Annotated in this window: 18 protein-coding genes; 5 read left to right on the forward strand and 13 right to left on the reverse strand. The window is 67.5% G+C overall.

The features are described 5' to 3' along the window. From C563_RS0100310 to C563_RS0100325, 4 genes are read right to left on the reverse strand one after another with little or no spacing between them, the layout of a single operon-like run. Complete coding sequence (locus C563_RS0100310; protein WP_018760038.1) at positions 1-747, reverse strand: HAD family hydrolase; 747 nt, start codon at positions 745-747, stop codon at positions 1-3. Continuing rightward, positions 747-2261, reverse strand: coding sequence for a glutamate--tRNA ligase (gene gltX / locus C563_RS0100315; RefSeq protein ID WP_018760039.1), 1515 nt, complete (start codon positions 2259-2261; stop codon positions 747-749). The genes C563_RS0100310 and gltX overlap by 1 nt, the downstream gene beginning before the upstream one ends. 57 nt (positions 2262-2318) lie before the next feature. After that, a complete protein-coding gene (locus tag C563_RS0100320) occupies positions 2319-3095 on the reverse strand; it encodes a fumarylacetoacetate hydrolase family protein (RefSeq protein WP_018760040.1) in 777 nt (258 codons plus the stop codon). A gap of 5 nt (positions 3096-3100) precedes the next feature. Then, entirely contained in the window at positions 3101-3928 is an 828-nt protein-coding gene (locus tag C563_RS0100325) for an MBL fold metallo-hydrolase (RefSeq protein ID WP_018760041.1), read from the reverse strand. Positions 3929-4066: 138 nt separating this feature from the next. On the opposite strand from C563_RS0100325, the gene C563_RS0100335 reads away from it, so the two are divergent. Next, positions 4067-4660 (forward strand): hypothetical protein, encoded by a 594-nt coding sequence (locus tag C563_RS0100335; RefSeq protein WP_018760043.1) that lies wholly within the window; start codon positions 4067-4069, stop codon positions 4658-4660. 75 nt (positions 4661-4735) lie between these two features. On the opposite strand, the gene C563_RS0100340 is transcribed toward C563_RS0100335, so the two are convergent. Together C563_RS0100340 and C563_RS0100345 are read right to left on the reverse strand one after the other, a co-directional pair. Then, entirely contained in the window at positions 4736-5848 is a 1113-nt protein-coding gene (locus tag C563_RS0100340; RefSeq protein ID WP_018760044.1) for a branched-chain amino acid aminotransferase, read from the reverse strand. 104 nt (positions 5849-5952) lie between these two features. Next, positions 5953-7005, reverse strand: a complete 1053-nt coding sequence (locus C563_RS0100345; RefSeq protein WP_018760045.1) for a 3-isopropylmalate dehydrogenase — start codon at positions 7003-7005, stop codon at positions 5953-5955. A 151-nt stretch (positions 7006-7156) separates the two neighbouring features. Here C563_RS0100345 and C563_RS0100350 point away from each other — a divergent pair, with 151 nt between their 5' ends. The 4 genes from C563_RS0100350 (at position 7157) to C563_RS0100365 (ending at position 12490) form a co-directional block, all read left to right on the forward strand. Next, positions 7157-8350 carry a sensor histidine kinase gene (locus C563_RS0100350; protein ID WP_018760046.1) on the forward strand — a complete coding sequence of 398 codons (1194 nt, stop codon included), beginning with the start codon at positions 7157-7159 and terminating at the stop codon, positions 8348-8350. 2 nt (positions 8351-8352) lie between these two features. After that, a complete protein-coding gene (locus tag C563_RS0100355) occupies positions 8353-9081 on the forward strand; it encodes a response regulator (protein WP_196803297.1) in 729 nt (242 codons plus the stop codon). Between the two features lie 101 nt (positions 9082-9182). Beyond that, complete coding sequence (locus C563_RS0100360; protein WP_026264225.1) at positions 9183-9959, forward strand: ABC transporter ATP-binding protein; 777 nt, start codon at positions 9183-9185, stop codon at positions 9957-9959. A 2-nt stretch (positions 9960-9961) separates the two neighbouring features. Continuing rightward, a complete protein-coding gene (locus C563_RS0100365; protein WP_018760049.1) occupies positions 9962-12490 on the forward strand; it encodes an FtsX-like permease family protein in 2529 nt (842 codons plus the stop codon). A gap of 86 nt (positions 12491-12576) precedes the next feature. On the opposite strand, the gene metG is transcribed toward C563_RS0100365, so the two are convergent. The 7 genes from metG to C563_RS0100400 form a co-directional block, all read right to left on the reverse strand. After that, a complete protein-coding gene (metG, locus tag C563_RS0100370; RefSeq protein ID WP_018760050.1) occupies positions 12577-14136 on the reverse strand; it encodes a methionine--tRNA ligase in 1560 nt (519 codons plus the stop codon). Positions 14137-14171: 35 nt separating this feature from the next. Further along, positions 14172-14927, reverse strand: a complete 756-nt coding sequence (locus tag C563_RS0100375) for an ABC transporter ATP-binding protein (protein WP_018760051.1) — start codon at positions 14925-14927, stop codon at positions 14172-14174. Then, complete coding sequence (locus C563_RS0100380; RefSeq protein WP_018760052.1) at positions 14924-17722, reverse strand: ABC transporter permease; 2799 nt, start codon at positions 17720-17722, stop codon at positions 14924-14926. Before C563_RS0100380 ends, C563_RS0100375 begins: the two co-directional genes overlap by 4 nt. Before the next feature lie 216 nt (positions 17723-17938). Beyond that, entirely contained in the window at positions 17939-19528 is a 1590-nt protein-coding gene (gene serA, locus C563_RS0100385; protein WP_018760053.1) for a phosphoglycerate dehydrogenase, read from the reverse strand. A gap of 125 nt (positions 19529-19653) precedes the next feature. Continuing rightward, positions 19654-20679, reverse strand: coding sequence for a ketol-acid reductoisomerase (gene ilvC, locus C563_RS0100390; RefSeq protein ID WP_026264226.1), 1026 nt, complete (start codon positions 20677-20679; stop codon positions 19654-19656). Between the two features lie 83 nt (positions 20680-20762). After that, positions 20763-21275 (reverse strand): acetolactate synthase small subunit, encoded by a 513-nt coding sequence (gene ilvN / locus C563_RS0100395; RefSeq protein ID WP_018760055.1) that lies wholly within the window; start codon positions 21273-21275, stop codon positions 20763-20765. 2 nt (positions 21276-21277) lie between these two features. Then, complete coding sequence (locus C563_RS0100400; RefSeq protein ID WP_018760056.1) at positions 21278-23185, reverse strand: acetolactate synthase large subunit; 1908 nt, start codon at positions 23183-23185, stop codon at positions 21278-21280. Positions 23186-23216: the final 31 nt, after the last annotated feature.

Consider the following 23216-nt stretch of genomic DNA (forward strand, 5'->3'; position numbering starts at 1 on the left):
TTAGGCGAAGAGCGGGAGGAGATCCGCCAACGTGGTGACCGCGGTTCCACCAAAGTGGGCCGCGGTCTCGGCGTTCCGGTTGAGCCAGACGCCAACCAGTCCGGCCGCCGTCGAGCCTTCCGCGTCCAGCAGCCGGTTATCGCCCACGTACATCGTCTCGGCCGGGACGGTGCCCAAGAGCCGGACGCCTTCCAGGTAGATGGCGGGATCCGGCTTGGCCACGCCCAGGGTGTCAGTTCCGACGAGGTGCTTCACGCGTTCAAGGCCGGCGCCGTCCAGCTTGGCGCGCTGGTAATCGTGGACGTTGTTGCTGACGGCGCCGTACGGGATCCCGGCAGCGTCCAAGACGTCAAGAAGCGGCGAAACATCCGGGAACGGCTTCACGTAGGACGGCTGCTTTTCCACGTACGCGGCCAGCCAGCGGTGCGATTCATCGCCGTCGCCCAGTTCCACGCCAAAGTGGCCCAGTGCGGCGCGGCCCCGGAGGAGGCGCTGTTCGTTGAACGTCAGCTCGCCGGCCAGGTAGCGGTCGTAGTAGTGCGTGGTCTCATGGGTGAAGATCCGGCCGAACCGCTCCCAGCCGGCCTGGTCCAGGCCGGGCAGGAGGTGTTCACTGACCTCGCGCAAGGCGGTGGTCATCGAGTACTCAAGGTCCACCAGGGTGTCGTCGATGTCGAACAGGACGCCCCTGACCACTCCCCAGGGCGTATGCCGGGCACCCGACCGGGCTTCGCTCGGTGCCGTCATCAGCCGCGGAAGGCGCGGAGCCTGCGCAGGGAGGACTCCTTGCCCAGGATGACCATCGATTCGAACAGGGGCGGGGAGATCCGCCGGCCGGAAACAGCCGTCCGTACCGGCCCGAAAGCGAGCCGCGGTTTGATGCCAAGGTCCTCCACCAGGGCCTGCTTCAGGGCTGCCTGGATGCTCTCCGCTGTCCAGTCTGCCACCGGTTCCAGCGCGGCAAGCGCGGCATCCAGCACCTCGGAAAGGTTCTCGGGAAGGCCCTTGCGGGCGTCATCTGCGACGTCGACGGCGTCGTCCGCCTTGAACAGGAAAGCCAGCATGTCCGGCGCCTCGCCCAGCAGCGTGATGCGCTCCTGGATCAGCGGCGCGGCTTCGGTGAGGATTTCTTCCTCGCGGTCAGTGAGGATCTCCCCCACCAGGCCTGCGTCGCGCAGGTAGTGCGCCACCCGGTCGCGGAAGACCTTGGGCTCAAGCATCCGGACGTGCGTGCCGTTGATGGCCTCGGCCTTCTTCAGGTCGAAACGCGCGGGGTTGCCCAGGACGTCGTGGATGTCGAAGTGCTCAACGAGCTGCTCGACGGTAAAGATGTCTTCGTCGGCGCTCAGCGACCAGCCAAGCAGGGAAAGGTAGTTCAGCAGCCCTTCCGGGATGAAGCCCCGCTCGCGGTGCAGGAAGAGGCTGGACTCGGGGTCCCGCTTGGAGAGCTTCTTGTTGCCCTGGCCCATGACGTACGGCAGGTGGCCGAACTCCGGCATGTACTCGGCGACGCCGATGGCGTAGAGGGCCCGGTAGAGGGCGACCTGGCGCGGCGTGGAGCTGAGCAGGTCTTCGCCGCGGAGCACGTGCGTGATCCCCATCAGGGCGTCGTCCACGGGGTTGACCAAGGTGTACAACGGGGCACCGTTGGCACGCACCACGGCGAAGTCGGGCACCGATCCGGCCTTGAACGTAATTTCGCCGCGGACCAGGTCGGTGAACGTGATGTCCTCGTCCGGCATGCGCAGGCGCAGGACGGCCTGCCGGCCCTCGGCCCGGTACTGTGCCAGCTGTTCCTCGGTCAGGTGACGGTCGAAGCCGTCGTAGCCCAGCTTCGGGTCCCGGCCGGCGGCGCGGTGGCGTGCCTCGATCTCCTCAGGGGTGGAAAAGGACTCGTAAATGAATCCGGCGTCGTGCAGGCGCTTGATGACGTCCTGGTAGATGTCGCCGCGCTGGGACTGCCGGTACGGTTCGTGCGGGCCGCCAACCTCGACTCCCTCGTCCCAGTCGATGCCCAGCCACTTCAGTGCGTCCAGCAGCTGGTGGTAGCTTTCCTCGCTGTCCCGGGCCGCGTCCGTGTCCTCGATCCGGAACACCAGGGTGCCCTTGGTGTGGCGGGCGTAGGCCCAGTTGAAGAGCGCGGTCCGGATCAGTCCGACGTGCGGGGTCCCCGTGGGCGAGGGGCAAAACCGGACGCGAACGGGGGTCTCGGCGGTGACGGGCGGAATGGAGGCGGCAAGCGACGAAGAAGCGATAGTCATAGTGGCTTCAACTTTACCCGCCTGGCCGCCCTCCGGCCTTCCGCGCGGCAGCCGGGGTCAGCGGCGGACGATCGGGTTGGAGAGCCGGCCGATGCCTTCGATTTCCACCTCGAAGCGGTCGCCTTCCTTGACCAGTCCCACGCCGGCCGGTGTTCCGGTCATGATCACGTCGCCGGGCAGCAGGGTGAACGCGTGCGAGACGACGGACACGAGCTCCCGGACGCCGCGGATCATCTGGCTGGTGCTGCCGTCCTGGCGGATTTCCCCGTTGAGCCGGCCCTGGATCTGCAGGTCCTCGGTGTCCAGGTCCGTCTCGATCCACGGGCCCAGCGGAGCGGAGGTGTCGAAGCCCTTGGCGCGGGTCCACTGCAGGTCCGTCTTCTGGACATCGCGGGCAGTGAGGTCGTTGCCGCACGTGTAGCCAAAGATGACATCGTCAACGCGGTCTTCGGGGACGTCCTTGCAGATCCGGCCGATCACCACGCACAGTTCGGCTTCAAAGGAGACTTCTTCGGAAAACTCCGGCAGGACCACGGGGTCGTTCGGACCTACCACCGCGGTGTTGGGCTTCAGGAACAGCAGCGGCTGGGCGGGCACCTCGTTGCCCAGCTCATGTGCGTGCTCCACGAAGTTCCTGCCCACCCCGATGACCTTGCTCCGCGGGATGATGGGCGCCAGCAGCCGGACATCCTCCAGCTTGTGGCGCACGGAAGTGCGCTCCACACCGTTGAAGAAAGGGTCGCCGTGGATGACAGTGATTTCCTCACTGCCGCTATCACCTTCCACAACGCCGTACAGGGGATCGGAATCGACAACAAACCTCGCAATACGCATGGCTCCTACCCTACCGTTTCGACGGCGCCGTCCTGCCTGCCGCCTTCGTGCCCGCGAAGGTAGGAAAGCTGTGCGGCCACGGACAATTCGGCGGCGCGCCGGACGGAAGGGTCGACGCCGGCATAGACGGCGTCCGCCACCTCAGGTACGGATGCGTCCCCGCCGAGGCCGCGGAGCGCGGCACGGATCTGGGCCAGCCGCTCCTCGCGGTGCCGGCGGTACTCCCGGACGATGTCCCGCAGGGACGGCAATACCGGGCCGTGGGCCGGCAGCACGGTCGCGTTCCCCAGGGCCTCCAACCGGTCCAGGGTGGCGAGGTAGTCTCCCAGCGTGCCGTCAGGGAAGTCCAGGACGGTGGTGCCCCGGCCCAGGACCGTGTCCCCGGTCAGCACCGAGCCGTGCTGCCCGTCGGCCGGCAGGTGGAAGCACACGGAATCCGAAGTGTGGCCGGGGGCAGCCAGCACCGTGATATCCAGTCCCGCTGCCTGGATCAGTTCGCCGCCGGCCAGCGGCGCTCCGCCGCCATGGCAGTGGCCTGGGTCCGCTGCCCGTACCGGCGCTCCGGTGAGTTCGTGCAGGCGGGCCGAACCGGCAGTATGGTCCGCATGCCGGTGCGTGACCAGGATCAGTTCGACGACGCCGGCGCCCGACAGTGCCTCCAGGTGCGGTTCATCGTTGGGTCCCGGGTCAACCACCACGACGGCGGACCGGCCGGGGACGCGCAGGAGGTAGGAGTTGGTGCCGTCCAGGCTCATGGGGCCCGGGTTTGGTGCCAGGAGGAACTGGGTAAGGCCGGAGCTGCGCTGCAGGCCGGGGCCGGTAAGTGGGGTCACTGATCCATCCTTGCATCAAGCCCCGCACTCCCCCACCCCCTTGTCCCGGAAGGCAGCGGCGGAATAGATCGGCCGCCCGCGGGGGTTGGCAACCTGTGACAGCACAACGATCTCCACCAGGAAGCCGGACACCGCCCCATGAGCACACCTTCACTCGCCGACCTTCTCGCCCGCGCGGACGCGGACGGCCACGACCATTCGGCGACCGAAAAGGCCACCGGCCTCCTGCACATCCACAACCACGCGACCGGCAGCATCATCTGGTTTCCCACCTGGAGGAAGTTCCGCGAGACAACCGACTGGACGGACGCCGTCACCGGCATCACGGCGGAACTGTCCGCCGCCTCCGCGCCCGCTGACCAGGCCGGCGCCGCCCTGATCGCCGCGGACCTGGAAGCGCTGCTGGACCAGGCCTCCCGCTCCGCTGACGCCGCCGTCTTCGTCCAGGAAAACCTCATCCGCCACCTGACCCGGACCTGGGCTGTCGGCGACGCAGTGGCCCAGGCAGGCGGCAAGGACCTGTTCACCAGCGGCCCCACCCCCGCCGTCTTCGCCGGCTATCCCTACGACGTCTACGCCCAGGACGGCGGCGTCTTTGCCACCACGCTCTGGAACGACCTGATCGACGCCCGGCGCAACCGCGCCCTGGCGGAAGAAGCTGCCCGCAAGGCACTCAAGCCCGTGTCCCGCAAAGCGATGAGGAACGCTGCCCGGAAAGCCGCGCGCCGCTGACCCGGCACCCCTGCGGCAACGTAAAACGGCGCCTTCCGGACAAAAGTCCGGAAGGCGCCGTCGTCAGGGCAGAACCTAGGCCAGGCGTGTCAGCCAGCCGTGCGTGTCCGGTTCGGCGCCGGTCTGGATGCCCAGGAGCTTTTCGCGGATGGCCATGGTGGTTTCGCCGGCTTTGGCGTCCTCGGAACCAATGAACTCGGTGGCGTCCTTCAGCACCCCGATGGGGGTGATCACGGCAGCTGTGCCGCAGGCGAACACTTCGGCAATATCGCCCGAGGCCACGCCGTCGCGCCACTCGTCAAGGGTGATCTTCCGCTCCGCCACGTCACGGCCCATGTCCTTGGCCACCTGGATCACGGACATCCGGGTGACGCCTTCCAGGATGGTGCCGGTGAGGGCGGGCGTGACCAGGGAGCCGTCCTTCATGACGAAGAAGACGTTCATGCCGCCCAGCTCTTCCACGGCGTTGTCATTGGCCTGGTCGAGGAACAGGACCTGCTTGCAGCCGTTGGCCTCGGCCTCCTGCTGCGCGATGAGCGAGGCGGCGTAGTTCCCGCCGCACTTGGCGTCGCCGGTGCCGCCGCGGCCGGCGCGGGCGTACTGGCGCGAGATCCAGATGGAGACCGGCTTGAGTTCGCCGCCGAAGTAGTTGCCCGCCGGAGAGGCGATCACCCGGAAGGACACCTCGCGGGCGGCGCGGACACCCAGGAAGGCCTCGGTGGCGATCATGAAGGGGCGCAGGTAGAGGGCTTCGCCGTCGCCGGAAGGAACCCATTCCTTGTCGGCAGCCACCAGTTCGCGGATGGCGCCGAGGAAGTATTCGGCCGGCAGTTCGGGCAAGGCCAGCCGGCGGGCCGACTTGTTCAGCCGGGCCGCGTTCGCCTCGGGCCGGAACGTCCAGACGGAGCCGTCAGCGTGCCGGTACGCCTTGAGTCCCTCGAAGATTTCCTGGCCGTAGTGGAACACGGCGGCGGACGGGTCAAGGACGATCGGGCCGTAGGGCTCGATCCGGGCATCGTGCCAGCCGCCGCTGCCGTCTGCGTCAACGCTGTAGTCGACGATGGCGGTGTGGTCGGTGAAGTAGTTGCCGAATCCCGGGTTTGCCAGGATGGCTGCACGCTCTTCGGCGGACTTCGGGTTCTCCGAAAGCTGCCGGGTGAATTCGACGCCATGGGCGGTCTGAGTCATGGTTCCTCCACGATCGGCCGCCCCGGGGTTCAGCGCTGAACAGCGAGGCGGCATTTGGTGATTCGAGTCAAGCTTACGCCCGAAGCCGGAGCCCCCGGCGTGGGCTAGAGTCCGGCGGCGATGGCGTCGCCGACGGCGCTGGTGCTGCGGGCGGTTCCGTCGCGCTGTTCGACGTCGGCAACCACAGCGGCTTCGATCCGGCGTGCGGCTTCCGCGTACCCCAGGTGGTCCAGCAGGAGTGCCGCGGAGAGGATGGCCGCGGTGGGGTCGGCCTTGCCTTGGCCGGCGATGTCCGGCGCCGAACCGTGGACCGGCTCGAACATGGAAGGCGCCGTGCGGTCCATGTTGATGTTGCCGGACGCCGCCAGGCCGATGCCGCCGGTGACGGCGGCAGCGAGGTCGGTGATGATATCGCCGAACAGGTTGTCGGTGACGATGACGTCGAAGCGGGACGGGTCCGTGACCATGAAGATGGTGGCGGCATCAACGTGCAGGTAGTCGTGGGTGACGCCCGGGAATTCCTGGGCGACAGCCTCGACGGTGCGCTTCCAGAGATGCCCGGCGAAGACCAGGACGTTGTGCTTGTGGACCAGGGTGACGTGCTTGCGTTCGCGGAGGCTGGCGCGGCGGAAGGCGTCGCGGACCACGCGCTCCACACCGTGTGCGGTGTTCAGGGAGACTTCCGTGGCGACCTCGTGCGGGGTTCCGGCACGCAGCGTGCCGCCGTTTCCCACGTACGGCCCCTCGGTTCCCTCACGCACCACGATGAAGTCGATGGTCCCGGGGTTGGCCAGTGGGCTGCCGACCGTCCCGTAAAGCCGCGACGGCCGCAGGTTGACGAAGTGGTCCAGGCTGAAGCGGAGCTTGAGGAGCAGTTCGCGTTCGATGATTCCGGAGGGGATGCGGGTGTCGCCCGGGGCGGCGCCGACGGCACCGAAGAGGATCGCGTCGCGCGTCTTCAGGTCCGCCAGGACGTGGTCCGGCAGGGTTTCGCCGGTGGCGAGCCAGTGCTCGGCGCCGAGTTCGTAATGTGTCGGCTTGAGCTGCACGCCCTCCGCGGCCACGGCCTTCTCGAGGACTTTGAGGGCCTCGGCAATGACTTCGGGGCCGATGCCGTCGCCGGGAATAACTGCAAGATCGATGGAGGATGCGCTCATATTTTCAGGGTAGCCAAGTCATCCATATGGTGGGCAAGCCGTCCCACATTTCGGACACGGCGTCTGTGGGCGGCGTGGCGGGCGCGGCGGCCGGAGAAGGATCAGCCCCAGGGATGAGGCACTCGCCACCACGACAGCATAGAGTTCCGGGGTGGAATTACGGCACAAGGTTTATCACTGGATCCGGGTCAACACTTTCCGGGTTGACCTGGTCCTCATGCTGGCGGTCCTGCTGATGTGCGGTCCCGTTTACCTCATGGCGGACCGTCCCTGGCACTTCCTGCTGTCCTGCGCCCTGGTGGTGCCGCTGGCGTGGCGGCGCACCAGGCCGGTGCACGCGGCCGGCGCCACCGTACTGGCGTGCCTGGTCTTGTGGGCAACAGGGCTGGAGCCGCTGGCCGGGCTGCTGGCTGTTCCGCTGATTATCTATGCCGTTGCCGCGTACGGTCCTGCCCGGGCCAGCCGTACGGTCCTGGGACTGGGACTGCTGGGCGGCGTGCTGCTGACAACCCGCAATCTCAGCAGCACGGCTGAGACAGGCGTGCTGGGCCTGACCATCAGCGCTGTCTACACGGTCCTGATCTGGATGCTGGTGCTGTTCAGCTGGACCCTCGGAGACCTGACGCGCGTGCGCCGGCAGCAACTGCAGACACTGGCGGACCGTGCCCGCCGGCTCGAAATCGAACAGCAGCAGGAACGCTCCTTGGCGGCAGCCGATGAACGGGCGCACATTGCCCGTGAGATGCATGACATCGTGGCGCATTCCCTGTCCGTGATCATCACGCAATCTGACGGTGCGCGGTACGCCGCGGCTGCCGACCCCGCCGTGGCCACGGAGACGCTGGCCACGGTTGCCGCCGCGGCACGGACGTCACTGGCCGAAATGCGCCGCCTCCTGGGTGTGCTGCGGCACGGCGATGAGTCCACCACCCGCCCGTTGCCCGGACTTGCGGACCTCGATGAACTGTTCCTGGGGTTCCGTGCGGCAGGCCTTCCGCTGGACGTCGAACAGCTGGGGTCTCCGCGGCGCACCCTGCCTCCGGGCGCCGAACTCACCGCATACCGGGTCTTCCAGGAATCCCTGACGAACGTCCTCAAGCATGCAGGTCCGCAAGCCCGGGCCCGGGTCTTGGTGCGGTGGCAGCCGCGCGGGCTGCAGCTTGAGGTGCACGACGACGGCCGGGGCGCTTCTGCCCATCCGGCAGTCGGAGCCGGGGAAGGCGGCGGTAACGGGCTGCGGGGCATGAGGGAGCGGATCAGCCTTTACGATGGTTCGTTGGCGGCCGGCCCGGCCGCGGGCGGGGGCTTCCAGGTTTCGGCCTTCCTTCCCTACACCGAGGCTTGAGCATGACTTTGCCACTAGACCGCGACAGCACCGCTCCTATCCGCGTGGCGCTGGTCGATGACCAGCAACTGGTGCGCTCGGGATTCAGCATGCTGATCAACTCCCAGCCGGACCTTGACGTCGTGGTCGAGGCCGGGAACGGGCTCGAGGCACTCCAGGCCCTCGGAGCAGCAGCCGCGGACGTCGTCCTGATGGACGTGCGCATGCCGGGAATGGACGGCATCGAGGCCACCCGCAGGCTCATCGAACGCGCCGCTTCCGCCCCGGCCGGGTCTGCCAGGGCTGAACTTCGCGTCGTGGTGCTCACGACCTTCGACCTGGACGAGTACGCATTGGCGGCCATCGAAGCCGGAGCCAGCGGTTTCCTCCTGAAGGACGCACCACCGGAGGAACTGCTGGACGCCATCCGCACAGTGCACCGCGGGGACGCCGTCATCGCCCCCTCCACCACCCGCCGGCTCCTGGACCATGTAGCCCCGCTGCTGCGCGCACAGGGCAACGAACGGCCCGAGGACCAGGAGGCCGTCGAACGGCTCACAGCCCGCGAGCGCGAAGTCTTCACCCTCATGGCCCAAGGTCGGTCCAACCCTGAGATCGGGGCAGACCTGTTTGTCTCCGAAGCAACCGTCAAAACGCACGTAGGGCACATCCTGGCCAAGCTTGGGGCACGCGACCGGGTCCAGGCAGTCGTGATCGCCTACGAGACCGGGGTGGTCACTCCCGGAGGCTGACACCCGGCACGGTGGTGTCAGACCTGGGTATGAGTCCGGCCCCGGCAGGACCAGACCACCGGCCGATTCCCGGGCGCCGGGCCCGGCCATAGCGTGGAAACATGACAACTTCCGCGCATGCCCATACTGCTTTGAACAGGCAAAATATCCCATCCGCTCCCGCCGTGCAGGCCCTCTCCCTGGCCAAGACGTACGGCCGCGGCGCCACCCGCGTCAGCGCCCTGCGCGAGGTCAGCGTCACGTTCGATGCCGGCCGCTTCACCGCAATAATGGGCCCTTCCGGCTCCGGAAAGTCCACCCTGATGCACTGCCTCGCTGGACTCGACAGTGCCGACTCCGGCCAGATCCTGGTTGGCGGAACAGACATTACGGCCCTCAATGACAAACAGCTGACAGCGCTTCGCCGCGACCGGATCGGATTCGTGTTCCAGGCCTTCAACCTGGTGCCCACACTGACCGCCGAACAGAACATCACATTGCCGCTGGCGCTGGCGAACAAAGCCACGGACGCGGCCTGGTTCGACACGGTGGTGGCCACGCTCGGCCTCAAGGACAGGCTCCGGCACCGGCCGCATGAGCTCTCCGGCGGCCAGCAGCAGCGGGTCGCCGTAGCCCGGGCCCTGCTGACCCGTCCCGACGTGGTGTTCGGGGACGAACCCACCGGCAACCTTGATTCGACCGCCGGCGGCGAAGTCCTCGCACTGCTGCGCCGCAGCAGCCGGGAAATGGGCCAGACCATCATCATGGTCACCCACGATCCGGTGGCGGCCAGCTACGCCGACCGGGTGGTCCTGATGAACGACGGCGGCCTGGTGGGCGAGATCGCCGAGCCCACCGCCGGGTCCGTCCTGGCCGCCCTCGGCAAGCTGGGAGGCTGAGCGTGCTGCGCGTTGCCTTCTCGCAATTCCAGTCCCACAGCCGCCGCTTCATAGCCGTCGGCCTGGCAGTCATGCTCTCCGTGGCGTTCCTGTCCACCACCCTGATGGTCGGGGCGAGTACCCGTGCTTCGCTGGGTGCCAGCCTCGGGGAGGCCTACAGCAAGGCCGGCCTCATCGCCACCCCGGACACGGGAACCTTCAACGATGCCGCGCTGGCAGCAGCCCGTGCGGTGCCCGGCGTGACCGAGGCCTATGGCCGGATGCAGGCGTACGCAGAGTTCACCGCAGGCGGCCAGGAGGTGTTGGCGCAAGCCCGGAACCTGGCGCCGATGGCCTTGGAAACCGCGACCGTGACCGACGGCGCCCTCCCGGAGAGGGCTGACGGCGTCGCCGTGGACGGGGCTACCGCCGCCCGCTACGGGCTGCGCGTCGGCGACTCCCTGACCCTCAAGGCCCCCGACGCCGCCACAACAGTGGCCATGACCGTCACCGGGATCCTGCGCGGCAGCAACGACCCCTTCGCCTCTGCCCTCCCGCAGATCCTCGCCGGGACACCGGCCGTCAGTGCCCTGGCTGCCGGCGCCCGGGACGCTCAAGGTGGTACCGGCGCCGCTGGCTACGGAAGCATCCAGCTGGCCCTGGCTTTGGGCTCCGACGCCGCCGCAACCAGCAAGAACGTGGCGGCGGCGCTCACCGGTGCCGGCGCCGGGGTGCAGGTGAAGACAGCAGACGAACAAGTCACCGCCCAGGTGGCGATGATGACCGGGGGCCAGGATGAACTGACGATCATCCTGCTGGCATTCGCCGGGGTCGCCCTGATTGTCTCCGGACTGGTGGTGACCAACACCTTCGCGGTGCTGGTGGCCCAACGCACCAGGGAACTGGCGCTGCTCAGGTGCCTGGGGGCGGGCCGGAACCAGGTGCGCAACTCGGTCCTGGCCGAAGCCCTGGTGGTGGGCCTGGTCTCCTCCGCCGCCGGTGTGCTCGCCGCCGTCGCCCTGATGGCTGCCCTCATCGGCTGGGCCGGGACGCAGCCGGACATGGCGTTTGCCACCATGGCCGTCCCGCCGTCGTCCGTCATTGCGGGGCTGGCGGCAGGCACACTCCTGACCCTGGGTGCCGCCCTGGTTCCCGCGAAAGCTGCCACGGCCGTGGCTCCGCTTGCTGCCCTGCGGCCGGTTGACGATGCCGAAATCGGGAACCGGCGGGGCCGCGTGCGGCTGGTGCTGGGCCTTGCCGCCCTTGCCCTCGGGGTTCCGTTGCTGGCCCTCGGCGCCGCGGGCGTGATGCTGGTTGTGGCCTTCGCCGGCGGCGTGCTCTCCTTCGTGGGCGTCCTGCTCTGCGCCACCCTGTTCGTGCCGCGGCTGGTGGGCCTGGCGGGACGGTTGGCCTCTCCTGCCGGCGTCCCCGGGAAGCTGGCCGCCCTCAATGCCGTCCGCAACCCGGCCCGGACCTCCGTCACTGCTGCCGCCCTCTTGATCGGCGTCACGCTGGTGTCCCTGATGATGACCGGGGCTGCTACTGCCCGGCAGGCCTTCGATGACGCCCTCGCCGGCACCTACCCCGTGGATATGGTGATCACCGGGGATGCTCTGACAGCCGCCGAGCGTGACGCAGTGACACGGGTGGACGGCGTCGCAACGGCGGCTTTGCTGCCGGCAGCGGGCACCTTGGCCGGCGAAGGGATGGGCAGACCCGTCTATGCCCTCGACGCGGCAGAGGCCGGCCGGCTGCTCCGCGACACCGCGCTCACCCTTGAGCCGGGCAGGATCTACCTTCCGGAAGGCTCCACGGCCGGACCGGTTGAGGTCACCGGGCCGGCCGGGCCGGCCTCCCTGGAAGCGGTGGTCTTGCGGACCCGCAACATCCCGGCACTGGTCTCCACCGACACCGCCCGCCAGTCGGGCCTGACGGGCGGTGGCGTTGCCCCAACAGACAGTGCGCGGACAGATGGCACCGGTCCTGCGGCCAGTGCCGTGTGGCTGCGCCTGGCCGACGCTCCCGGCGGCTCCCTGTCCGCGGACCGGATCAAGGACATCCAGTCCGCTGTTGCTGCGGCAGCAGGCGTGTCCGCGGGTGCGGTCAGCGGCGCCGCCATCGAGCGGGTCACCTTCAATGAGGTCATCGACGTACTGCTCTTGGTGGTCACGGGCCTGTTGGGGGTGGCGGTGCTGATCGCGCTGATCGGCGTGGCCAATACACTGTCGCTGTCCGTCCTCGAACGGACCAGGGAAAACTCCCTGCTCCGGGCGCTGGGTCTTACCAAGGGCCAGCTGCGGGGCATGCTGGCCCTCGAGGCAGCCCTGGTGGCCGGCGTCGCCGCATTGATTGGTGCTGCCCTGGGCAGCATCTACGGCTGGCTGGGCGCGCGGTCGGCCCTCGGCAGCCTGGCCGAGGTCACCCCCTCCGTCCCCTGGCTGCAGTTGCTGGGCGTGCTGGGGGTGGCCGTCGTCGCCGGCCTGCTGGCGTCGGTCATTCCTGCCCGGCGCGCGGCACGGCTGTCACCCGTCGAGGGACTTGCCACCGCATAGCCGTGACGGCGGGCCAGTGCGCCTGCAATGGGAAAGGGCAGGTGGCGCGGAAGTCCGCGCCACCTGCCCTCATCCGCACCGGAACCTCAGGCTTCGGCCGGTTCCTCGAATTTGGGGAAGACGGGAACCGGGGCGGGCAGCGCCGTACCGGGAACGATCGGGGTCGCGATCGCGGTGAACTGGCGTGCGTCCCCCCCAGGCTGGCCCAGGGCGTCCAGGAGCTTCGCGGTGGCGCCGGGCATGACCGGCTGGGCGAGGATCGCCACTATCCGGAGCACCTCCAGCGTCACGTACAGCACCGTGTTCATGCGCTCGACGTCGGTCTTCCGGAGCACCCAGGGCGCCTGCTCGGCGAAGTAGGCGTTGGTGTCCCCCAGCACGGCCCAGATGGCCTCCAGGGCGCGGCTGAACTCCTGCTTGTCGAACGCGGCCCGAGCGGCGTCGAGCAGGCCGTTGGCCTGGGCAAGGATGGCGGTGTCGGCGGCTGTGAGCTCGCCGGGGGCGGGTACGGCGGCGCCGCAGTTCTTGGCCACCATGGACAGGGAGCGCTGGGCGAGGTTGCCGAAGTTGTTCGCCAGGTCCGAGTTCATCCGGCCCACGATGGCCTCATGGTTGTAGCTGCCGTCGGCCCCGAACGGGACTTCGCGCAGGAAGAAGAAGCGCACCTGGTCCAGGCCGTAGCGGGCCACGAAGTCGGCGGGAGCCACCACGTTGCCCAGTGACTTGGACATCTTGACCCCGTTGTTGTTCAGGAAGCCGTGGATCATGACGCGCTTGGGCAGTTCCAGCCCGGCGCTCATCAGGAACGCCGGCCAGTAGATCGCGTGGAAGCGTGAAATGTCCTTGCCGATGACGTGCACGTCGGCGGGCCAGTACTTCCGGAACTTTTCGGACTCGACATCCGGGTAGCCCACGCCGGTGAGGTAGTTGGTCAGCGCATCCACCCACACGTACATGACGTGCTTGTCGTTGCCGGGGACGGGGACACCCCAGTCGAACGTGGTCCGGCTGATGGAGAGGTCCTCCAGGCCGCGCTTGACGAAGCTGATGACCTCGTTGAACCGGTACTGCGGGGCGCCAAATTCGGGGTGCGCCTCGTAGAGCGCCAGCAGTTTGTCCTGGTAGGCGGACAGCCGGAAGAAGTAGCTCTCCTCCGCCGTCCACGTCACCTCGGTGTCCGTCTCTTTCGAGTAGCGCACGCCGTCGTCCTTCACCACCGTGTCATCTTCGCCGTAGAAGGCCTCGTCCCGGACGGAGTACCAGCCTTCGTACTTGGAGAGGTAGATGTCGCCGTTGGCTTCCATCTTCTTCCAGATGGCCTGGGATGCGGCGTAGTGGTCCTCGTCCGTGGTCCGGATAAACCGGTCGTAGCTGACGCCCAAGGCAGCGTGTGCCGCCTTGTAGATCTCGGCGTTCCGGGTCACCAGTTCCTTGGGCGTAATGCCTTCCTTCTCCGCGGCCTGGGCGATCTTCATGCCGTGCTCGTCCGTGCCGGTCAGGAACATCACGTCGTAGCCGTCCAGCCGCTTGAAGCGCGCCATGGCGTCGGTGGCTATGTACTCGTAGGCGTGGCCGATGTGCGGCACGCCGTTGGGGTAGGTGATGGCCGTGGTGATGTAGAACGGCGTTTTCTCTGAAGCAGTCACGGTCGGACGTTACCTTCGGTGCGTGAGTGGGTGGGCTAGATCAGTTCTGTCAGGGTATCGCTGAGCCGGACCAGTTCGTGGTCGTGCGAAGCCACCAGGACGGCGATGCCGTCGGAGGTGGTGTCCTTCAGGATGCTGATGATGCGGTTGGCGGAGGCGCGGTCCAGGCTGGCGGTGGGTTCGTCCACCACCAGGACGCGGGTGCCCAGGATCAGGGCCCTGGCGATGGCCACGCGCTGGCGTTCACCACCGGAGAGCTGGGCCGGGCGGTGGCGCATGCGGCGGCCAAGTCCCACCAGGTCCAGCAGGTCCTTGGCCATGTCGCGCCGCTGCTCCACTTCGCCGTCGGGCACGGCGGGCAGCAGCACGTTTTCGAGGGCACTCATGCCGTCGATCAGTGCACCGCCCTGGTCCACGTAGCCGATGAGCGCACGGCGGCGGTCGGCGATTTCGTCGTCGCCCATGCTTTCGAGCGAGTCGCCTTCCCAGAAGACGCGGCCCGACGTCGGCAGGGTCAGCCCCGCGCCAACGGTCAGGATGCTGGTCTTGCCCGAACCGCTTCGGCCGGCGACGCAGTGCATCTCCCCCGCGTGCAGGGTCAGGTCGAAGCCCTCCACCACGCTGACCGCCTCGGCGCCGCCCTTTCCGCCACCGTAACGGATGGTGATGTCGCGCATCTCCAGCGGGGTGGCGTGATCGGCAGACTTGACGATGGTGTTGGCCCGGGTCTGCAGGGGGACCTCAGTGGAGCCGCTCCGGCGGCTGCGCTGGACATTCGTCGGGTTTGTCATTGGACCACTTTCGTTGCAATCGGTATCCAGCAAAGTACGGCCACCAGCCCGGCCACGGCGGCCCAGATGGCCGCGTAGGGTGCCAGCAGCAGGCCGATGCCCAGGGCGCCCAGCACGCCCAGCGGCAAGGCCACGGTTCCCACCAGCGCGTTCTCGAACAAACGTACCTGGCGAAGCATGTCCGGGTTCCAGCCCATGGCCTGGAGGATGCCCAGGTATTGGCGCTTGGAGTTGAGCTCGAAGCGTCCGGTCACCAGGGTGAGCACCAGCCCCACGGCCACGCCGGCCACTGCCAGCAGGATGCTGGGCAGCGTCACGCTGGCCGCTGCAAGTCCGCTCAGGGCGCTGGCACCTGCGGCCCGCGGAATGTCGATCAGCAGGGCGATCAGGCCGCCGACGGCGGCGCCGAAGACACCTACCGCCACGGCCAGGGACAGGGTGTTGAACTTGTTGGTGCCCAGCTGCCGGTTGGCGAAGGTCAACGGCGAATCGACGGGGATGAGCCGCTCGTCATGCTGCGGTTCCTGGTCGATCACGTCGCGGTGGCGGAGTTGTTGCGCGGCGAACAGTGCCGCGCCGCAGTAGAGGACCACGACGGCGGCGCACACCAGGGCGGTCGGCAGGCTCCAGCTCAGGAGGCTCAGCAGGATCCCCGCGGCAGCGAGAAGGGCGGCGCCGACGCCGAACTCCTCGAGGACCCAGGTGCGGATCCGCCGTTGGGTCCAGCCCATGGCCCGCAGTGTTCCGGCCTCGCTCCGGCGTTTCCGGATGTAGCTGACGGTTGACGCGCCGGTCAGCAGGGCCGCGCCGCAGAGGGTAAGGAACAGCAGGGTGACGTTTGTTCCGGACAGGGATCCTGCCACGGCGTCGGCGGCGTTCTGCCGGACCCAGGACTGCTGGACCGTGCCCAGCGCGGATTCCTTGCCCGCCCCGTCCTTTGAGTAGCCGGGGACGGCGATGCTGGTGTCCTCGCGGGCCGAACCGGCCACGATGGTGGCGTCCAGGCCCATGTCCCGGATTTCGGCGGCAAGCTTCTCCACCTCGGGCTGGGCTTCCTTCCAGCTGCCCGGAGCCTTGGCCCGGACGCGGACGGCGTCGATGACCGCGGCGTTCTGCTTGTAGCCGCGGGCAGCCGCCAGGCCGTAGTAGTCGGTGATCGCACCGGCGGACTGGCTCGCCAGTCCGGTGGCGCTGAGGGAAGGCTTCAGTTCCGCGGCGGGGACATCCTTGCCTGCGGCGTCCTTGACCAAGGTGAACGGCGTGGGGTCGTAGCCGCCCAACGGAAGCTTGTTGACGTCACCCGAGGCGGCGGCAACGGCAGCGGGGTCGAACGTGCCGTAGACCATGGGCAGCGGCTGGGCCGGCTGCTGCTGGCCGGTGGACAGGTTCTCCCGGTACGAGCGCTCGTCTACCGGGTCGCGCTGGGTCTGGTCCACGGGGGCGCCGCTGGCGGCCTTGTCCGGCAGCCGGTTCACCGTTACCCAGTCACCGGGAACTGCTGTCTTGTCCACGGCACCGTTTGCGGCGGTGTCGCCGTCGGTGTACTTGGGGGCGCCGGCAAAGTTGGTGCTCCACTTGGCGGGGGTGTAAAGGCCCTGGTTGAAGTTGCCGTTGTTCCCCAGCAGGGACGAGTGGTCGGTGGAACCGGGCCAGGAGAGCACGAAGGGGTCCTTGGACACGAATGGCAGGTAATCCTTGCCCAGCGACTTGGACACCGTGCCGACGTCCTTGACCACCTTGCCGGAGTCGTCGATTTCCTCGATCTTCACGTTGTACTTCAGGTCCAGCGACGTGCCCGACCGGACGATCAGCGGCACGGCCTGTGAGCCGCCGCTGAGCTGGCCGGTGCGCTTGGCCTGCTGGTACTGGGTCATCAGGGGTGCCCAGTACTTGAGCTTGACGCCGAGGAAGTCGGGTCCTTCCTTGAGCTGGTCCATGCTGATGCCGTTGGTGAAGAGGCCTTCCAGGTACCGTCCCACGGCGCCGGCGTCACGGGCGTCGGCGGGGGGAGCCTTTTCCAGCGGGGCCAGGAAGTCGCCTGCGGAGCCCAGGAGGGCGCGCTCGGCCGCCGGGTCCACTGCCACGACGGATTCGGTGACCTCGGGGGCGAGCGGCAGCGCCACGGAGAGGTTGAAGAGGTTGTGCTCGGACCCGCCGGCAGGGTTGGGGAATTTTATCCCGGTCTCCCCCGCCGGTGCCGCGATGCGGATGCTGCTGCCGCCCTGGGCCTTCTCTTCGACGAGCCGCGCCTTGCCCAGGGTGCCTTCGGCGGTGGTCTTGAAGAGGGTCTGCTCGGAGTTTCCGTCGGAGCTCACGGCGCTGGCAGTCAGCCGGTACTTCTTTGCAGTGTCGCTGAGGACGGATTCGGCTGCCGGCCACTGGTTCGGGGCGGTGGCCCCTGCGGCCTGGTCGGCGGTGGCGGTGCCGGCGAGCCCGGCGTTGTAGCCGAGGTAGTCCATGGCGTCGAGCCGGGGCGTCTCAAGGTTCTGCGTTACCCGTGAGACCAGGCTGATGGGTGCGGCCACGGACGTGCCGGAGAGTTTCCGGATGGAGTCCAGCTGGTCGAACCCAATGCCGCCGGCGCCATTGGCGATCTCGGGCTGCAGGAGTGCTCCGGAGGGCGCCTTGGCCTGGACCAGGATGTCGTAGAGCCCCCTCGAATTTTCGTCGATTGTCCGGTTGAGCGCGGCCTGTGACTGGCTCTGGACGACGACCGACAAGCACATTGCTGCGATCAAGATGGCCGCGGTCAACAGCAGCACCCTGCTTCTGATGAACCTCTGGACGGCGTTCATGGAACTCCCTGAAACCTGGATTGCGTGCGCGCACTTCCAACCGCCGGGCAGACGTGGGCGATGGCGGACGGATGTGCAAAAGGTATTGGCCGGCCTGCCGGCTATGGTCCTGAACCAGGACCAAGCCATTTTAAGCAGACCGGCCAATCATACGTGGCTCCGCCCGGGCGTGCCTGCGCGGAGGAGCGGCTTCGGCGTTTCGGCCGGTGTGTCGCGTTAGTCTTCCAGGTCCACTTCCCGGACCATTTCAGCGCCGATGCCGGCCTTGATGGCGTCCAGCACCTGCTGGGGCACGGAGCTGTCGATGGTCAGCAGGGCCAGGACCTGGCCGCCTTCGTCGGAGCGGGCCACCTGCATGCCGGCGATGTTGATGTTGTTCATGCCGAGGATGTGGCCGATGGTGCCGATGACGCCGGGGCGGTCGGTGTAGGCCACCACCACCAGGTGCTCGCTGATGGGGATTTCGACTTCGAAGCCGTTGATGCCCACCAGCTTCTCCACCTGCTTGGGGCCGGTCAGGGTCCCGGCCACGGAGATCTGGCTGCCGTCGCTCAGGGCGCCGCGGAGCGTCAGGACGTTGCGGTAAGACTCGGTGTCGGGGGTGGTGATCAGGCGGACGTTGATGCCGCGCTGCTCGGCGATGACGGGTGCATTGACATAGGACACCTGTTCGGTCACGATGTCGGCGAAGATGCCCTTCAGCGCAGCCAGCTCCAGGACCTTGACGTCGAGGGAGGAGATTTCGCCGGCAACTTCGACGTCGAACTGGGTCAGGGAAGCGTGGGTCAGCGCAGTGAAGATGCGGCCCAGCTTCTCGATCAGCGGGATGCCCGGGCGGACGTCGGGGGCGATGACGCCGCCAGCCACGTTGACGGCGTCCGGCACCAGTTCGCCGGCCAGGGCCAGGCGGACGGACTTGGCCACGGAGACGCCGGCCTTTTCCTGGGCTTCATCGGTCGAGGCACCCAGGTGCGGGGTAACCACCACGTTGTCGAGCTTGAAGAACGGCAGGTCGGTGCTGGGCTCCTTGGCGAAGACGTCGACGCCGGCTCCGGCGATCTCGCCGTCCTGCAGGGCCGTGAAGAGGGCTTCCTCGTCCACGAGGCCACCGCGGGCGACGTTCACCACGTAGGCGGTGCTCTTCATCTTCTTGAAGGCGTCAGCGCCGAGCATGCCCACGGTCTCCGGCGTCTTGGGCATGTGGATGGTGATGAAGTCGGACTGGGCCAGGAGCTCATCCAGGGTGACCAGCTGCACGCCCAGCTGCGCCGCGCGGGCGGACGTGATGTAGGGGTCGTAGGCCAGGATCTTGGTGTCAAAGCCCTTGAGGCGGGCTGCCACGAGGGCGCCGATCCGGCCGAGTCCGATGATGCCGATCTTTTTCTCGAACAGCTCGATGCCGGTGTACTTGGAACGCTTCCACTCGCCATCCTTGAGGGCGGCGCTGGCCTGCGGGATGTGGCGGGCCAGGCTGAGGATGTGGCCCACGGTCAGCTCGGCGGCAGAGACGATGTTGGACGTGGGGGCGTTGACCACCATGACGCCGGCCTGCGTGGCCGCCTTGATGTCCACGTTGTCCAGGCCCACGCCGGCACGGGCGATAACCTTCAGGTTCTTGGCGGCGGCGATGGCTTCGGCGTCCACCTGGGTGGCGGAGCGGACCAGGATGGCGTCTACGTCACTGATTGCCGAGAGCAGCCGGGAACGGTCTGCGCCGTCAGTCTGGCGGATTTCAAAGTCCGGGCCGAGGGCCTCGACGGTGGCGGGGGAAAGTTCTTCGGCGAGCAGTACTACGGGTTTTGACACGGCTGATCCTCTGCGTTGCAGTCCTGGGGATGGAAACAAGTCTAGGCCGACGGAAAGGCCGGGCTCACATTGTTAAGTGTGAACCCGGCCTCACCGCTGCGGTCTGCGTGGTTGGGCTGGCGGCCTTAGCGGGCTGCGGAGCCTTCCACGTAGTCCACGTCCTGCTGCTGCCAGGAGAACAGGGAACGCAGTTCGCGGCCCACGGCCTCGATGGGGTGCTGTTCAGCCTTGGCGCGCAGTTCCTTGAACTCGACGCCGCCGTTGTCCTGGTCTTCAATGAAGCGCTTGGCAAAGGCGCCGGACTGGATGTCGGCCAGGACGGCCTTCATGTTTTCCTTCACCTCGGGGGTGATGACGCGGGGGCCGGAGACGTAGTCGCCGTACTCGGCGGTGTCGGAGACGCTCCAGCGCTGCTTGGCGATGCCGCCCTCCCACATGAGGTCAACGATGAGCTTGAGCTCGTGCAGCACCTCGAAGTAGGCAATCTGCGGCTGGTAACCGGCTTCGGTGAGGGTTTCGAAACCGTACTGGATCAGCTGGGACACCCCGCCGCAGAGCACGGACTGCTCGCCGAAGAGGTCGGTTTCGGTTTCCTCGGTGAAGGTGGTCTTGATGACGCCGGCGCGGGTGCCGCCGATGGCCTTGGCGTAGGACTTTGCCAGCTCCCAGGCGGACCCGGAGGCGTCCTGCTCGACGGCGATGATGTCCGGGATGCCGCGGCCGGCTTCGAACTCGCGGCGGACGGTGTGGCCCGGCGCCTTCGGGGCGATCAGGATGACGTCAACGCCCTCGGGGGCCTGGATGTAACCGAAGCGGATGTTGAAGCCGTGGGCGAAGGCGAGGGCCTTGCCGGGGGTCAGCTTGTCCTTGATGGAGTCGTTGTAGATCGCGCGCTGGTGCTGGTCCGGCGCCAGGATCATGATGACGTCGGCCCATTCGGCGGCGTCGGCAACGTTCTTGACCGTGAAGCCGGCGTCCTCGGCCTTGGCGGTCGACTTGGAGCCTTCCTTCAAGGCGATAACGACCTCGACGCCGGAATCGCGCAGGTTCAGCGCGTGGGCGTGGCCCTGCGAGCCGTAGCCAACAATGGCAACCTTGCGGCCCTGGATGATGGAAAGGTCGGCGTCGTCGTCGTAGAACATTTCAGTCACTTGCGTAACTCCTCTTGAGTGGTTGTAGATAGTGGTCTTGCGGTGCTGCGGTTACGGGCGCCAATTCCCGCCGGGGCTGGTGCCTAGGCGGAACGGAGGGCCCGGTCACTCATGGAGCGGGATCCCCGTCCAACGGCCAGGGTGCCGGACTGCACGATTTCGCGGATGCCGAAGGGCTCCAGCACTGAAAGCAGGGCTGTGAGCTTTTCCGGATGGCCGGTGGCCTCAATGACGACCGAGTCGGTGGACACGTCCACCACTGAGGCGCGGAACAGGTCTGCGGCCTGGGTTACCTGCAGGCGTGTTGCGGCATCCGCCCGTACCTTGACCAGGATGTGGTCGCGCTGTACGGAAGTTTCTGGGGTCAGCTCAACGATCTTGATCACGTTGACCAGCTTGTTGAGCTGTTTGGTGACCTGCTCGATGAGGTCGCCGTCGGCGTCGACCACCACAGTCATGCGGGACACGCCCGGCACTTCGGTGGGGCCGACGGCCAAGGAGTTGATGTTGAAGGCGCGGCGGGCGAACAGGCTCGCCACGCGGGTCAGGACGCCGGGCTTGTCCTCGACCAGGACGGAAAGTGTGTGGCGGCTCATGCTCAGTCTTCCTCTTCCCATTCCGGGGTCATGTTTCGGGCAACCTGGATCTGGTCGTTGCTCACTCCGGAGGGCACCATCGGCCACACCATGGAGTTGGGGCTCACCACGAAGTCGATGACCACGGGGCGGTCATTGATTTCGAGTGCCTTCTGGATGGTGGCGTCGATGTCCTCTTCGCGTTCGCAGCGGAACGAGGCGCAGCCGTAGGCCTCGCCCAGCTTGACGAAGTCCGGGATGCGGACGGTGTCATGGCCGGTGTTGAGGTCCGTGTTGGAGTAGCGGCCCTCGTAGAAGAGGGTCTGCCACTGCCGCACCATGCCCAGCGAGGAGTTGTTGATGACGGCAACCTTGATGGGAATGTTGTTGATGGCGCAGGTGGCCAGCTCCTGGTTGGTCATCTGGAAGCAGCCGTCGCCGTCGATGGCCCAGACCACCCGGTCAGGCTCGCCCACTTTGGCGCCCATGGCCGCGGGAACGGCATAGCCCATGGTGCCGGCGCCGCCGGAGTTCAGCCAGGCGTGCGGGCGCTCGTACTTGATGAACTGGGCAGCCCACATCTGGTGCTGCCCAACACCCGCCACGTACACGCCTTCGGGGCCGGTCAGCTGGCCGATCCGCTCGATGACCTTCTGCGGGGCGATCAGGCCGTCGTCCGGTTCCGTCCAGCCCAGCGGGTAGGTTTCCTTGAGGTTGTTCAGGAAGGCCCACCAGGTGGTCAGGTCAGGCGTGCCGGAAGCCTCGAACTGGCTGCGGACGGCCTCTGTCAGTTCCGGAATGATCTCCTTGACCGAGCCCACTATGGGGACATCGGCGGTGCGGTTCTTGGAAATCTCGGCGGGGTCGATGTCCGCATGGATGACCTTGGCATGCGGTGCGAAGGTGCGCAGCACGCCGGTCACGCGGTCATCGAAACGGGCGCCGAGGGTGATCAGGAGGTCCGACTGCTGAAGGGCCGTGACGGCGGAAACGCTGCCGTGCATGCCCGGCATGCCCACGTGCTGCGGGTGGGAATCCGGGAAGGCGCCCTTCGCCATCAGGGTGGTCACCACGGGTGCTCCCGTGGCCTCGGCGAGGGCGCGCAGTTCAGCGGAGGCGTGCGCCTTCACCACGCCGCCACCGACGTACAGGACCGGCTTGGAGGCGGCGGCGATGAGTTTCGCCGCCTCGCGCACCTGCTTGTTGTGGCCCCGGGTGACCGGCCGGTACCCGGGCAGGTCGATCCGCGGCGGCCACGAGAACGTCATCTGTCCCACCTGGGCATCCTTGGCAACGTCCACCAGGACGGGGCCGGGACGGCCGGTGGAGGCCAGGTGGAAGGCCTCGGCCATGACGTGGGGGATGTCGTTGGGGTCGGTCACCAGGAACGAGTGCTTGGTGATCGGCATGGTGATGCCCACGATGTCGGCTTCCTGGAACGCATCGGTACCAATGACGCCGCTGGCGACCTGGCCGGTGATGGCCACCAGGGGCACGGAGTCCATGTGGGCGTCCATGATGGCGGTAACGAGGTTGGTGGCGCCGGGACCCGAGGTGGCGATGCAGACGCCAACCCGCCCGGTAACCATGGCGTAGCCTTGCGCGGCGTGGCCGGCTCCCTGTTCGTGACGGACCAGCACGTGGTTCATGGTGGAGGCCATCAAGGGGTCGTAGGTGGGCAGGATCGCGCCACCAGGCAAACCGAAAATGTCGTCGACGCCGAGTTCTTCGAGCGAACGGACGATTGCTTGCGAGCCGGTCATCACCGTCGGGGGTACGACGTTGTTCGGCCCAAGGACAGGAGAGACGGCAGCAAGGTCTGCGACGACGGCGGCATGGTCAGCCGTCCGGTCGGCGCGTTCCGGAGCCTTGGCGGCTCCAGCGGACTTGGTGGCCATCAGCGAGGGGCTGATGGGCGATCCTTTGCTCATCGGACTCTTCCTTGTGGATCTTCTCTGGCGT

Origin of the sequence: Arthrobacter sp. 135MFCol5.1 (assembly GCF_000374865.1) — a bacterium.
Taxonomy (GTDB): Bacteria; Actinomycetota; Actinomycetes; order Actinomycetales; family Micrococcaceae; genus Arthrobacter.